Source organism: Tritonibacter mobilis F1926, from assembly GCF_000376545.2.
GTDB lineage: Bacteria > Pseudomonadota > Alphaproteobacteria > Rhodobacterales > Rhodobacteraceae > Epibacterium > Epibacterium mobile.
Genome location: NZ_CP015230.1, coordinates 2,554,543 through 2,568,299, shown reverse-complemented (window position 1 = coordinate 2,568,299; position 13,757 = coordinate 2,554,543). Strand labels below are relative to the sequence as shown.

General features: G+C 58.4%; 14 protein-coding genes. 9 read left to right on the top strand and 5 right to left on the bottom strand.

The window, feature by feature from the left end:
- Window positions 1-3: 3 nt before the first annotated feature.
- Both K529_RS12085 and uvrC read left to right on the top strand, forming a co-directional pair.
- Window positions 4-780, top strand: coding sequence for an SDR family oxidoreductase (locus K529_RS12085; RefSeq protein ID WP_005614282.1), 777 nt, complete (start codon window positions 4-6; stop codon window positions 778-780).
- Between the two features lie 334 nt (window positions 781-1,114).
- A complete protein-coding gene (gene uvrC / locus K529_RS12080) occupies window positions 1,115-2,995 on the top strand; it encodes an excinuclease ABC subunit UvrC (RefSeq protein WP_005614281.1) in 1,881 nt (626 codons plus the stop codon).
- 106 nt (window positions 2,996-3,101) lie between these two features.
- Here uvrC and rpsU read toward each other — a convergent pair whose 3' ends face one another.
- Window positions 3,102-3,308 (bottom strand): 30S ribosomal protein S21, encoded by a 207-nt coding sequence (gene rpsU / locus K529_RS12075; protein WP_005614280.1) that lies wholly within the window; start codon window positions 3,306-3,308, stop codon window positions 3,102-3,104.
- Between the two features lie 117 nt (window positions 3,309-3,425).
- On the opposite strand from rpsU, the gene K529_RS12070 reads away from it, so the two are divergent.
- Both K529_RS12070 and K529_RS12065 read left to right on the top strand, forming a co-directional pair.
- Window positions 3,426-4,127 (top strand): COQ9 family protein, encoded by a 702-nt coding sequence (locus tag K529_RS12070; RefSeq protein ID WP_005614271.1) that lies wholly within the window; start codon window positions 3,426-3,428, stop codon window positions 4,125-4,127.
- A gap of 129 nt (window positions 4,128-4,256) precedes the next feature.
- Window positions 4,257-5,261 (top strand): NAD(P)H-quinone oxidoreductase, encoded by a 1,005-nt coding sequence (locus K529_RS12065; RefSeq protein WP_005614269.1) that lies wholly within the window; start codon window positions 4,257-4,259, stop codon window positions 5,259-5,261.
- Window positions 5,262-5,315: 54 nt separating this feature from the next.
- On the opposite strand, the gene K529_RS12060 is transcribed toward K529_RS12065, so the two are convergent.
- Window positions 5,316-6,182: a DUF2189 domain-containing protein gene (locus K529_RS12060; protein WP_005614267.1), complete on the bottom strand. Its 867-nt coding sequence runs from the start codon at window positions 6,180-6,182 to the stop codon at window positions 5,316-5,318.
- A gap of 481 nt (window positions 6,183-6,663) precedes the next feature.
- Between K529_RS12060 and pyk the strand changes: the two genes are divergently transcribed.
- The 4 genes from pyk (at window position 6,664) to rplT (ending at window position 9,066) form a co-directional block, all read left to right on the top strand.
- Window positions 6,664-8,109 (top strand): pyruvate kinase, encoded by a 1,446-nt coding sequence (pyk, locus tag K529_RS12055; RefSeq protein WP_005614266.1) that lies wholly within the window; start codon window positions 6,664-6,666, stop codon window positions 8,107-8,109.
- A 37-nt stretch (window positions 8,110-8,146) separates the two neighbouring features.
- Complete coding sequence (locus tag K529_RS12050) at window positions 8,147-8,368, top strand: hypothetical protein (RefSeq protein ID WP_005614264.1); 222 nt, start codon at window positions 8,147-8,149, stop codon at window positions 8,366-8,368.
- Between the two features lie 116 nt (window positions 8,369-8,484).
- Window positions 8,485-8,685, top strand: coding sequence for a 50S ribosomal protein L35 (gene rpmI / locus K529_RS12045; protein WP_005614263.1), 201 nt, complete (start codon window positions 8,485-8,487; stop codon window positions 8,683-8,685).
- A 15-nt stretch (window positions 8,686-8,700) separates the two neighbouring features.
- Entirely contained in the window at window positions 8,701-9,066 is a 366-nt protein-coding gene (rplT, locus tag K529_RS12040; protein ID WP_005614262.1) for a 50S ribosomal protein L20, read from the top strand.
- A gap of 129 nt (window positions 9,067-9,195) precedes the next feature.
- On the opposite strand, the gene K529_RS12035 is transcribed toward rplT, so the two are convergent.
- Window positions 9,196-10,179, bottom strand: coding sequence for an adenylate/guanylate cyclase domain-containing protein (locus K529_RS12035; protein WP_040641696.1), 984 nt, complete (start codon window positions 10,177-10,179; stop codon window positions 9,196-9,198).
- Window positions 10,180-10,405: 226 nt separating this feature from the next.
- Between K529_RS12035 and pheS the strand changes: the two genes are divergently transcribed.
- On the top strand, window positions 10,406-11,479 hold the full coding sequence (gene pheS, locus K529_RS12030; RefSeq protein ID WP_005614259.1) for a phenylalanine--tRNA ligase subunit alpha: 1,074 nt from the start codon (window positions 10,406-10,408) through the stop codon (window positions 11,477-11,479).
- 145 nt (window positions 11,480-11,624) lie between these two features.
- Here the strand turns inward: pheS and leuD are convergent, their stop codons facing one another.
- Complete coding sequence (gene leuD / locus K529_RS12025) at window positions 11,625-12,230, bottom strand: 3-isopropylmalate dehydratase small subunit (protein WP_005614257.1); 606 nt, start codon at window positions 12,228-12,230, stop codon at window positions 11,625-11,627.
- 12 nt (window positions 12,231-12,242) lie between these two features.
- Window positions 12,243-13,646, bottom strand: coding sequence for a 3-isopropylmalate dehydratase large subunit (leuC, locus tag K529_RS12020; protein ID WP_005614254.1), 1,404 nt, complete (start codon window positions 13,644-13,646; stop codon window positions 12,243-12,245).
- Between the last annotated feature and the right edge of the window lie 111 nt (window positions 13,647-13,757).

The following is a 13,757-nucleotide window of genomic DNA, read 5'->3' as shown; positions in this document are numbered from 1 at the left end:
GAGATGCGGGCATTGGTGACCGGTGCGGGCAAGCGCTTGGGTCGAGCGATGGCATTGGCATTGGCAGAGGACGGCTATGATGTGGCCGTCCACTATGCATCCTCCGAACGGGACGCCGAGAATGTGGTGGCCCAGATCCGTAGCCTAGGACGCAATGCCGTGGCGCTTCGGGCAGATTTGCTGCAAGATGAGGAAACCGAGACATTGCTGCCGCGTGCGGCAGAGGCTCTTGGTGGGCATATCACATGTCTGGTGAATAACGCTTCCATCTTTGAGCCGGACGCGTTGGGGACCTTGACCCGACAAAGTTGGGATCGACACCTGCAGAGCAATCTTCGCGCACCGGTCGTGCTGCTACAGGCGCTGGCTGCACAGTCTCTGCCAGATCTCAGGGACAATTCCGGTGAGCCGCTCGCTGCGGCAATTGCGGTGAACATGGTTGATCAACGGGTCCAAAAGCTCACCCCGGATTTCATGAGTTATACCTTAGCAAAATCCGCGCTTTGGACACTGACGCAGACGGCGGCGCAGGCCCTGGCTCCTAAAATCCGGGTCAACGCGATTGGTCCGGGACCGACGCTTCAAGGGCCACGCCAGAGCGCATCTGACTTTTCAGCTCAACGTGCATCGACGCCGTTGCAGCGTGGAGCAGGGGAAGATGACATCACAGCGGCACTGCGTTATCTGGTCGCCTCTCCCGCTATCACCGGGCAGCTGATTTGCGTGGATGGCGGTCAACATTTGGCATGGCAAACGCCTGATACCCTTCTTCCAGAGTAGCATAGGCGACGGTCACAACAGGCGTCGTCAAAGTACAAAAGTGCAACGTGAGCCGCGACTTATGCACCCGTCACAGATCCTTCACATGAGCGTTACAAAAACCTCATTGTTTTCAATGATTTGGAATGGGTGCGGGGAAAATGTAAGAAAAATCAGCCATTTGCGGCATCGCTTAATTTTTAGGCAAATCTGCGAAGTCGCGATATATAAAGGTAAAATTCCAACAAGCCCAAAGTTACCCGCACAGTTATCCACAAGAATGGTGGATTCATCACAGCTTGAAATCCCTGTCTGAAGATTGCAGCAAACCCCTCAGAATCATATGTCAGAGAACATGAGTGACCCCAGCGCAGAATCGCCCGGCCAGTCCGAGACGCCGCGCACCGGCTACGGTGTGATTCAGGACTATCTGAAGACGCTCGACTCCTCGCCCGGCGTGTATCGCATGCTCGATCATGAGAGCCGTGTTCTCTATGTGGGTAAGGCCCGCAACCTGCGGGCGCGGGTGTCGAATTACACGCGACCGGGCCACACGCCGCGCATCGAGAAAATGATCTCGCAAACCACCCGCATGATGTTTCTGACCACACGGACAGAGACTGAGGCGCTGCTGCTTGAACAAAACCTGATCAAACAGCTGAAGCCCAAGTACAACGTGCTGCTGCGTGATGATAAGAGTTTTCCCAACATTCTTGTCGGGAAGAACCATGCCTACCCGCAGCTGAAAAAACACCGCGGGGCCCGCAAGGAGAAGGGCAGCTATTTTGGGCCCTTCGCAAGTGCCAGCGCGGTGAACAGAACGTTGAACCAACTGCAAAAGGCGTTTTTGCTGCGCAACTGCTCGGACACGATGTTTGAGAACCGCACGCGGCCCTGTCTCCAGTACCAGATCAAACGCTGTTCGGGGCCCTGTGTGGGGCTGATCTCGCACGATGACTATTCCGACAGCGTGCGCGACGCAGAACGGTTCCTTGCCGGGCGCTCCACCAAGATTCAGGAGGAACTGGGCGCGCAGATGATGGCCGCCTCTGAGGCGATGGAATACGAACGTGCGGCGGCCCTCAGGGATCGGATCAAGGCGCTTACTCAGGTACAGTCGGCTCAGGGTATCAACCCGCGTGGGGTTGCGGAGGCGGATATCATTGGCCTGCATTTGGAAAACGGGCTGGCTTGCGTGCAGGTGTTCTTTATTCGCGCCAATCAGAACTGGGGCAATCAGGATTTCTACCCGCGCGTGGCAGATGACATGTCCGCGGCAGAGGTCATGGAGGCCTTTATCGGCCAGTTCTATGACAACAAGGATGTGCCGCGTCAGTTGATCTTGTCCGATGATATTGAAAACGCGGATCTGATGGCCGCTGCTTTGGGTGATAAGGCCGGGCGCAAGGTTGAAATCCTGATCCCCCAAAGAGGGGAGAAGACCGAGCTTGTGGCCTCAGCGGTGCGCAATGCCCGCGAAAGCCTTGCGCGCCGGATGGCCGAAAGCGCGACACAGACGAAGCTGTTGCGCGGGATTGCGGATGCCTTTGGTCTGGAAGGACCGCCGAACCGGATCGAGGTCTACGACAACTCTCACATTCAGGGCACCAATGCTGTAGGCGGAATGATTGTCATGGGACCGGAGGGATTCATGAAGAACGCCTACCGCAAGTTCAACATCAAGGATGGCGAGACCATCGCGGGGGATGACTTTGGCATGATGAAGGCGGTGCTGAACCGTCGTTTCTCGCGTCTGCTGAAAGAAGATCCTGACCGTCAAAAGGGCATGTGGCCTGATCTGTTGCTGATCGATGGGGGCGCGGGGCAGGTTTCTGCTGTTGCGGAAATCATGGAAGAACACGGTGTGCAGGACATCCCGATGATCGGCGTGGCAAAAGGCGTCGACCGGGATCACGGCAAGGAAGAGTTTTACCGTCCCGGCGAGAATGCGTTTGCGTTGCAACGAAATGATCCGGTGCTCTACTTCATCCAGCGCATGCGGGACGAGGCACACCGCTTTGCAATCGGAACTCATCGAGCCAAGCGGGCAAAGTCTCTGGTCGCTAATCCGTTGGATGAAATCCCCGGTGTAGGCGCACGGCGCAAGAAGGCATTGCTGACGCATTTTGGCAGTGCCAAGGCCGTAAGCCGGGCGAACCTGTCGGATCTGAAGGCGGTTGATGGCGTGTCGGACGCGTTGGCAGAAACCATCTATAACTATTTTCAGGTGCGTTGAGCGGGAACGCACACGTATCGCACAAAATGAAACCCCCACGGCCATGGGCTGCGGGGGTTTTATTCTTAAACAGTATCCAGAAGCGACTGGAGACGGGCAAGGGGTCTTAGAGGAGACCTTCGCGCTGTGCTTTTTTGCGTGCCAGCTTGCGGGCACGGCGGATAGCTTCAGCTTTCTCGCGCGCTTTTTTCTCGGAGGGCTTCTCGAAATGTTGCTTGAGCTTCATTTCGCGGAAGACGCCTTCGCGCTGCAGCTTCTTCTTCAGGGCGCGGAGCGCCTGATCGACGTTGTTGTCGCGAACACTAACCTGCATGTGGTTTTCACCACCTTTCTAAGTTGAGTTGCAAGGATTTGCAGGAAGTGGCCGTATAGCAAGACAGTCCTAAATTGTCTAGTACTGGGGCCGCCGACACAAAGGAGCACGGGCATCATGGCAGAAAACCAAGGAAATTCCACCGATCAGGGCGCGGATTTGCAGGCAAAGCTGCTGGATGCGGCGCTGATGCATGTGGCATTCGACGGCTGGACTAGGGCGACCTGGGATGCGGCTGTTGCTGATTCGGAGGTCGATCCGACCCTTGCCGAGGCGCTATTTCCGCGTGGTGCGCTGGATCTGGCGGTTGCCTATCACAAACGCGGTGATGCGCTGATGCTGGAACGGCTGAAGGATGCGGATCTGTCGAGTTTGCGGTTTCGAGACCGGGTTGCGGCTGCGGTGCGGTATCGTCTGGAAGCGGTTGGCGACAAAGAAGCAGTGCGTCGCGGCGCGACAGTCTTTGCGCTGCCGCAAAACGCCGCTGAGGGCACCAAACTGATCTGGGGAACGGCGGATGCGATCTGGAATGCGCTTGGTGATACGTCAGAGGATGCAAACTGGTACACCAAACGAGCAACGCTTTCGGGGGTCTATTCCTCTACTGTGCTATTCTGGCTTGGCGATGACAGTCCCGAGCACCAAGCGACTTGGGATTTTCTGGATCGTCGCATCGACAATGTCATGCAGTTTGAGAGCCTGAAGGCCAGCGTAAATAAGAACCCATTGCTGAAGCCGCTGCTGGCAGGACCAAATTGGCTGTTGAGCCATGTTCGAGCCCCCAAGCCGCGTGATGATCTGCCCGGTCGCTGGCAGTAGCCCCGCGTCAACGGTTGAGACATCCTGCGACCCATCCATTCGCGGGGCGTTGCCAATGTGGCATGGCTTGGCCAGAGGCGTCGCGGGTGATACCTCTCGAACGGAGATGCAGGGGAGAGGACCGCAGCGATGACTTTAGAACTTCCGCAAACCATGCGTGCCGTCGAGATCTCAGAGTCTGGCGCTCCAAGTGTTTTGAACGTGGTGGAGCGGCCAGTCCCTGAAGCCGCGCATGGGCAGGTGGTGATCCGTGTTGCCTATGCAGGTGTCAATCGCCCCGATGCGCTGCAACGTGCCGGGGCTTACGCGCCGCCCAAAGGCGCAAGCGACCTGCCGGGGCTTGAGGCATCTGGCGAGATCGTCGCCATCGGTGCAGGCGTCGCGGGCTGGTCCATTGGAGATCAAGTGTGCGCGCTTCTGCCCGGCGGTGGATATGCAGAATATGTGGCCACTCCGGCTGCGCATTGTCTGCCGCTCCCAGAAGGTGTGAGCCTGAAAGAAGCGGCCTGTCTGCCAGAGACCTGTTTTACTGTCTGGTCCAATGTGGTGACGCGTGGGAGGCTTGCTGCGGGCGAGCGCTTTTTGGTGCATGGCGGATCATCGGGCATTGGAACCACGGCAATTCAGCTGGCATCGGCCCTTGGCGCGCGGGTCTATGCCACCGCGGGGTCGGATGATAAATGTGCAGCTTGCGTTGGGTTGGGCGCCGATGTGGCGATCAACTATCGTGATGAAGATTTTGTCGAGATCGTGAAAGCCGATGGAGGCGCGAACCTCATCCTCGATATGGTGGGCGGCGATTACATCCCCCGCAATATCAAAGCGCTGGCCGACGACGGGCGACTGGTTCACATCGCCTTTCTGCAAGGGCCGAAGGCAGAGTTCAACTTTGCCCAGATCATGGCGCGGCGATTGACGGTAACCGGTTCGACGCTACGCCCGCAAAGCGATTTGGCCAAGGCCCGCATTGCGCGTGATCTGCTTGAGGCAGTGTGGCCATTGATTGCTGCGGGCAAACTGCGCCCGGTGATGGATTCGACCTTCCCGCTGGCGGAGGCGGCCATTGCGCACGCCCGGATGGAGGGGTCTACCCACATCGGGAAAATCGTGCTTGAGGTGGCTGGCGACAGCTAAAGCCAGTCATTCAGTCCCGACCCAATCCGAGCGCCGCAGGTCATTGCGCGGCGCTCACATCACCGCGCGGCGATAAAGATGCCAGGTTGCATGTCCAAGCAGCGGCACCACGAAGATCAGGCCCGCAAACAGAGGCACTGAGCCGATCACCAACATCAGGCCCACTAAGGCACCCCACGCAAGGCAAACCACACGATTTTTGCGCATCACCTCAAGCGAGGTCGCCACGGCAATCGGAAGTCCGACATGGCGGTCGAGCAGGAGTGGGAAGGATACGATGCTGATGGCGAGCGCCGCATATGCAAAGGCAGCCCCAACCAGTGTGCCAACAATAATCATAGTCCAACCCGATGAAGTGTAGAACACATCGCGCACGAAGGCACTCAGCGTAGCAGGGCTCTCTGGTCCGAGCGTGGCACCATAAATTGCTTCGGCAACCATGATCCAGATCACGAAGAGTGCCGCGAGATAGAAGGCGAGCATCAGGACCGACGCAAAAGCGGGGGATCGTATCACCGCGAAGGCTGACGCCCAGCCCATGGGTTGGCCTGCTTCGCGGCGGCGCGACATCTCATAGAGGCCAATGGCGGCGGCGGGGCCAACGAGTGCAAAGCCCATCACCATTGGAACCAGAAGCGGCAACACCTCGAGGTGAAACCCGCTGACGACCAGCGCAATGCCGATCAGCGGGTAGATGAACACCAGAAACATTGCGTCAGAGCGCGCGGCTTTGAAATCGTCCCAACCTGCCCGAAGGGCATGCGTAAGGTCCGCCATGTCGAGGCTTCGAACACGTGGGCGACTGTGCGATGCGCCGCGGATCTCGTCGATTGCATCGGCGGTGCCATGACTGGCGGATTGCATCGATTGCAGAACCCAACTGGCTGGGTTGCCGATGGTTTTGGGGGCGGTGTCTGACATGGCTTGGCTCCTCCTGTGGCGCGCTGGGGCGTGCCGCGTGGACAGGCAGGATCTAAGCCGGGACCGGGCCAAGAAGGCGCGGACATGACGCGGCGGCTCTCGGTCGGTCCCGGTGGGAGGTTCCCACGATTGGGCCTGTGCGCGGCATGTCTGCGTTTCAGTGTAGCAGGATCGCTGCCGGTGCGGGATCAATTTCTGCTGAGGTCATCAGGCGCAGTCGTAGACTTCACCCGGAAACGCGGTTGCTTGCTGCGTTGGCGATCAAATAGAATGGGTATGTCATATGCGCGTCATCGCGTTGTCATCAACTGGTAGCCAAATCCAAGAAGAGTTGCGACGCAGGGCGAATTGAGCCATAAGACCAGCAAGAATGTTTGCGTTAACGGAAGGTGCGGTCACGAACTGATGTCGTCCAAGTCCACGCAAATTCAAATTTAAGAATTGCCGTATTTAAAGGCGGCTGTCGAAGGATGGAGATCCCATGAAACGCACGCGCAATGTCAAAATCGTGGCCACGCTCGGTCCTGCGTCCGAGACCTACGAGACCATTCGCGCGCTGCATGAAGCGGGGGCGGATGTATTTCGCCTCAACATGTCGCACGGCAGCCACGAAGAAATCGCCTCGAAGCACAAGATCATCCGTCAGGTTGAAGCCGATCTGGATTCCACCATCGCCATCCTTGCTGACTTGCAAGGGCCGAAACTGCGGGTTGGTGTCTTTGCCAATGGGTCCGAAGAATTGGAGGAGGGTGCGAAATTCCGCCTCGATCTTGATCCGGCCGAGGGAAATCTTGATCGTGTGTGCCTGCCACACCCCGAGATTTTTCAAGCGTTGGAGCCGGGGGCGTCGCTACTGGTCAATGACGGCAAAATCCGCCTGAAGGTCGAAGATTGTGGTGAGGATTTCGCCAATTGCGTGGTGACCACCGGTGGCGCCATCTCCAATCGCAAAGGGGTGAATGTTCCTGACGTGATCCTGCCTCTGGCGGCGCTTTCCGAAAAAGACCGTGCCGATCTGGAATTTGTGTGTGAACTGGGTGTCGACTGGCTGGCGCTGTCTTTTGTGCAGCGCGCCAAGGATGTCTTTGAAGCACGCGCGCTGGCTGATGGGCGTGCCGCGATCCTGTCTAAAATCGAGAAACCCGCTGCGGTCGACAATTTTGCCGAAATCCTAGATGCCTCTGACGGGATCATGGTGGCACGTGGTGACCTTGGGGTGGAATTGCCAGTATCGCATGTGCCGCCAATTCAGAAACGTCTGGTGCGCAAGAGCCGGGCTGCGGCGAAGCCCGTCATTGTGGCGACTCAGATGCTGGAAAGCATGATCGAGAGCCCGATGCCGACCCGCGCCGAAGTTTCAGACGTGGCCACTGCAATCTATGAAGGCACAGACGCCATCATGCTCAGCGCAGAATCTGCGGCCGGTCAGTATCCGATCGAGGCGGTCCAGACCATGGATAAGGTCGCGACCGAAGTGGAGCAGGACCCGACATATCGTGACATCATCGCGGCGTCCCGGTCCTCTAAGGGGGACACGATTGCAGACGGGATTGTGGCCGCTGCACGCGAAATTGCTGAGAAAACAGAGATTAAGGCGATCTGTTGTTTTACTCAATCGGGCACCACTGCGCTGCTGACCGCGCGCGAACGCCCCTATGTGCCGATTCTGGCACTGACACCGCTGGAGAAAACCGCGCGCCGTCTCTGCCTCAGCTGGGGCTGCAATTGCGTGATCACCCTCAAGGTGGACCGTTTCAAGGGGGCCGTGGTCTCGGCGGCGCGTGCTGCGCGTTCGGGCGGTTTTGCTTCTGAAACGGATCAGGTTGTGGTGACTGCGGGTGTGCCATTTAATGTGCCCGGAACCACCAATATTTTGCGAATTGCGCCTTGTGATGAACGCCTGATTTACAACACCGATCCGGAATAATACGCTTTCCCCTGTGTATTTAAGGGGTAAGGCAAATATGGATACGGACCTGTTGCTGGTGGCTGGGCTGGTATTGGCTTGGCTTGGTGTACCGGCGTTCTTTTCGGCCTATGCCCACCGCCGCAGCCCTATAATGGCTGCGGCACTGCTCGTGATCGGGGGGGGCTGCATTGCATGGGCAGTGCTCACCAACCCCGGAGGGTATAGCCTCGTTGAGGTGCCGGATGTATTTTTCCGGGTTCTGGGGCGCTTTCTCTGACCAAAATCTCTTGCCCTTTGTAACTAGCTGACGTAAAGGGCACCCCTGTTCGCGCGACCGGCCAATGTGGCATGCCGAGTCGCGTGTGTAGCGAACCTACGAATAAGGAGACGGAAATGCCCAAGATGAAGACAAAATCGAGCGCCAAGAAGCGCTTTAAAGTGACCGCGACCGGCAAGGTCATGGCTGCGCAGGCCGGCAAGCAGCACGGCATGATCAAGCGCAGCAACAAGTTCATTCGCGACGCGCGTGGAACCTCCACTCTGTCCGCACCGGACGCAAAGATCGTCAAGGGCTACATGCCCTACGACCGCTAAGAGGAGATCTGAGATATGTCCCGCGTTAAAGGTGGTACCGTCACTCACGCCCGTCACAAGAAGGTCATCAAGGCAGCCAAAGGTTACTACGGCCGTCGCAAGAGCACCTTCAAAGTTGCCCGTCAGGCCGTCGATAAGGCCAACCAATATGCAACTCGTGACCGTAAGAACCGCAAGCGCAATTTCCGCGCGCTGTGGATTCAGCGTATCAACGCTGCTGTCCGTAGCCACGACGAAGCGCTGACTTACTCCCGCTTCATCAACGGCCTGAACCTGGCCGGTATCGAAGTGGACCGTAAGGTTCTCGCAGACCTCGCCGTACACGAGCCCGAAGCTTTCGGTGCAATCGTGCGTCAGGCACAGGATGCGCTGGCCGCCTGAATTCAGGGTAGCCGAACAAATTGGACCCGTCGGAGCGATCCGGCGGGTTTTTTTTATACCACGACGCACGAATGATCCTGCAGCCGGCCGGTGAAATGGAGCTGAGTGGCAGGTTGGTTGACCGCAGGTCTATTCAGCCTGCGAGCGGCGTCGTTTGAAAAGGGAAAATACGGCGATGCCGCCAATCGGCCAGAGCGACCAGAGCACGCCTTGCCAGCTGAACAGGTTCACCAGAAACAGGAAACCCGCGATCACGCAGAGTTTCACCGGGATGCCAAGGAATTCGGATCGACCCAGAATGCGGTGGCCATCCCGAAGGCCGATCACCATCGCAAGCGCCAGCATCGGCCAATGAGCCCAAATACCGCGCCCCGATATAATATCTAACAGAAACAATCCCGCCGCAACGACGGCGAGTTTCTTGCTGCCATCACTTAGGGGAAGGCGCCGCCCAAACAGCCGGTCTAAACCCTTAAGGGGGCGATCATCTGTGTCTTCGGGCGTATCCGGGAGCGCATAATCCCGTTTCGGCGCGCCGGAGAAAGGGTCGGGATCTTCCCACACCTGCGCACTGCGGCCCGCATGATTGGTGCGGCTGGGGCGTGGTGCACCAAGCGAGATGCGATAGACCGCGATATCCTCGGTCAGGTTGCGAGGGCGGCGGTCGCCCAGATATTCAAACCCGATGGTGAGCTTGTTTTTCACATGGTCATAGACCTGCTGCGAAATCAAAACGCCGCCGGGCTCTGCCATGGTTTGCAGGCGGGCGGCGAGGTTTACACCCTCGCCGATCAGATCGTCACCATCGCAGATCACATCACCCAGATTGACGCCGATGCGAAAGGAAAGGGCACTGTCCTTGGCGGCAAGCTCCTGCTGCACCTCAATGGCGCATTGCACCGCCTCCACGACGGAAGGGAAATCTGCGATCAGCCCGTCACCCGCGGTATTTGCCACCCGGCCACCGTGCCGCTCGATCAGTTTAAAAAAAACATCACGGGCCGACTGCAGCTCGGCATAGGTGCCGACCTCATCCGTCGTCATGGCCGTGCTGAACTGCTCAGCATCGGCTGCGAGGATCGTAGTCAACTTGCGTGTGATGCGATCATGCATGAAAAGCGCCCAAGTAAGTATGAGATCAAAGTGGGCTTTTGCGCCTGCGCATGCAAGGGGTTTGCGCATTCCTGGTGGCAGGTGTTGGCATTAGCCGCACCGTAAGAGCACGGGCGTGGATGGAGGGCGACAACATCCGTCTATGTGGCGGCTCATGACCCTCGGGTGCTTGCTTTCGACGCCTCGTGTGGTAGCAGGACAACAAAGCGAGACTTGAGGGGCCGTCATGGACGATCTTAAAGCAAAATACCTCGGCCAGATCGCCGAAGCCACGGATGAAAACGCGCTGGAGGCTGTGCGCCTCGCTGCTGTAGGCAAGAAGGGCGAAGTGGCCCTGAAAATGCGCGAGCTGGGCAAAATGACGCCCGAAGAACGCCAGGTTGCCGGCCCCGCGCTCAATGCGTTGAAGGATGAAATCAACTCAGCACTGGCCGCCAAGAAGGCAGCCTTGGGCGATGCAGCGCTGGATGAGCGTCTGCGCTCCGAGTGGCTTGATGTGACCTTGCCAACACGTCCGCGCCGTCAAGGGTCGATCCACCCCATTTCGCAGGCCTCAGAAGAGCTGACCGCGATTTTTGCCGAGATGGGTTTCTCGGTGCAGGAAGGCCCCCGTGTTGACACCGATTGGTATAACTTTGACGCGCTGAATATCCCCGGCCATCACCCGGCCCGCGCCGAGATGGATACGTTTTACATGCACCGTGCTGAGGGCGACAATCGCCCGCCGCATGTGCTGCGCACGCATACCAGCCCCGTGCAGATCCGCTCCATGGAGAAGCTAGGCGCGCCGCTGCGCATCATCTGCCCCGGCGGTGTTTATCGCGCCGATTACGACCAGACTCACACACCGATGTTCCATCAGGTCGAAGGGCTGGCGCTGGATGAAAACATCTCCATGGCGAACCTCAAATGGGTGCTTGAGGAGTTCGTGAAGAGCTTCTTTGAGGTGGACGAGGTTGAACTGCGTTTCCGCGCCTCGCACTTCCCGTTCACCGAGCCATCCGCAGAGGTCGACATCCGCTGTAGTTGGGACAATGGCCAGCTGAAAATCGGTGAAGGTGACGACTGGATGGAGATCCTCGGCTCCGGCATGGTGCACCCGAAGGTGATCGCTGCGGGCGGGATCGACCCCGAAAAGTATCAGGGCTTTGCCTTTGGCATCGGGATCGACCGGCTGGCGATGCTGAAATACGGCATCCCAGACCTGCGCGCCTTCTTTGAAAGTGACCTGCGCTGGCTGCGTCATTACGGGTTCAGCTGCCTGGACGTGCCGACACTGCATGGCGGCCTTAGCCGCTAAGTGTTTCTGATCGGCGTATATCTGGCGCGGTACATCGACTGGTGTGCCGCGCTTTTTTGTGACCTAGCGTTCGCTGGTGTATGACTTGTCAAAAAAGGCCGCCCCGATCAGGGCGGCCTTTTTGTATTCTTCAGATCACTTCGGATCAGACCCAGGGACGTTCCTGTGCGACGCGCTCCTCGTAGGACTTGATCGCATCCGCTTTCTCAAGCGTCAGGCCAATATCGTCGAGACCATTAAGCAGGCAGTGCTTGCGGAAGGGGTCAACGTCAAACTTGATGACCTCGCCCTCTGAGGTTGTGATCTCCTGCGCCTCAAGATCCACGGTCATGCGGGCATTTTCGCCCTTTTCCGCGTCTGACATCAGCAGGTCGACCTGTTCCTGAGGCAGGACAATCGGCAGCATGCCGTTCTTAAAGCAGTTGTTGAAGAAGATGTCGGCAAAGGACGTGGAGACCACCACTTTGATGCCGAAATCCGCCAGCGCCCAAGGCGCATGCTCACGCGAAGAGCCACAGCCGAAATTGTCGCCGGCCACCAGAATGGAGCTTTCGCGATAGGCGGGCTTGTTCAGCACGAAGTCAGGCACTTCGTTACCTTCGCGATCAAAGCGCATCTCGTCAAAGGCGTGAACGCCAAGGCCGGAGCGTTTGATGGTCTTCAGGAACTGCTTTGGGATGATCATATCGGTGTCGATATTGACCAGCGGCATCGGCGCCGCGATCCCGGTGAAGGTTTCGAACTTATCCATGGGTTTCTTCCTTCAGAGCTCGCGAACGTCGGTCAGTTTGCCGGTGACAGCAGCAGCGGCGGCCATGGCGGGCGACACCAGATGCGTGCGCCCCTTAAAGCCCTGACGGCCTTCAAAGTTACGGTTGGAGGTGGAGGCGCAGCGCTCGCCTTCGCTCAGCTGGTCGGGGTTCATCGCCAGACACATGGAGCAGCCCGCCAGTCGCCATTCAAAGCCTGCATCCTTGAAGATATCAGCAAGGCCCTCTTCTTCGGCCTGAGCCCGCACGAGGCCGGAACCCGGAACCACCATGGCGCGCATGCCGTCCTTGATCTTCTTGCCTTTGACGATTTCAGCGGCGGCGCGGAGGTCTTCGATCCGACCATTGGTGCAGGAGCCGATGAAGACGGTATCGATCTCAATGTCCGAGAGCTTCATGCCCGGTGTCAGCCCCATGTAATCCAGCGAACGGCGCGCGGCTTCGACCTTGCCACCAGTGAAGTCCTCTGGTGCGGGGACGGTTGCGGTGATCGGCAGGGCGTCCTCCGGGCTGGTGCCCCATGTGACTGTCGGGGCAATGTCCTCACCACGGATCGTGACGACCTTGTCCCAATGGGCGTCGTCGTCGGAGTAGAGCGTCTTCCACCAGTTCACGGCTGCTTCCCACTGCGCGCCTTTCGGGGCGTGCGGGCGGCCTTTGACGTACTCAAAGGTGGTCTCATCCGGTGCGATCAGGCCTGCGCGTGCGCCGCCCTCGATGGCCATGTTACAGATGGTCATCCGACCTTCCATCGACAGATTGCGGATCGCTTCACCGCAATACTCAATGACGTAGCCAGTGCCGCCACCGGTGCCGGTTTCGCCAATGATCGTAAGAACCACGTCTTTTGCAGTGACACCGGGCGAGAGCTTGCCGGTGATCTCTACCTTCATGTTTTTGGATTTCTTCTGGATCAGCGTCTGCGTTGCCAGAACGTGTTCCACCTCAGAGGTGCCGATACCATGGGCAAGCGAGCCGAACGCGCCGTGGGTCGCTGTGTGGCTGTCGCCGCACACCACGGTCATGCCGGGCAGGGTCCAGCCGTTTTCAGGGCCGACGATGTGCACGATGCCCTGACGGATGTCAGTGACCGGGTAGTAATGTACGCCGAACTCGCGGGCGTTGGTGTCCAGTGCGGCAACCTGAATACGGCTGTCTTCCGGCATCTGATCTGGGTTTTCGCGCCCCGCGGTCGTGGGGACGTTGTGATCCGGAACCGCGATGGTCTTGTCCGGGGCATGCACTTTGCGGCCGGACATGCGCAGGCCTTCAAACGCCTGCGGGCTGGTCACTTCGTGAACCAGATGGCGGTCAATATAGAGCAGACAGGTGCCGTCTTCGGCCTCTTGCGCGACATGCGCGTCCCAGATCTTGTCGTAGAGTGTTTTGGGGGACATCGGTCCTCTCCCGTATGTGGGTAAATGTGCTGGCGTAACTGGTCTGGCGGCGCAGCTTATAGGCGCGCAAGAACCGTGCGGGCGGCACCAAAGAACCGCTCACGCAGTCGC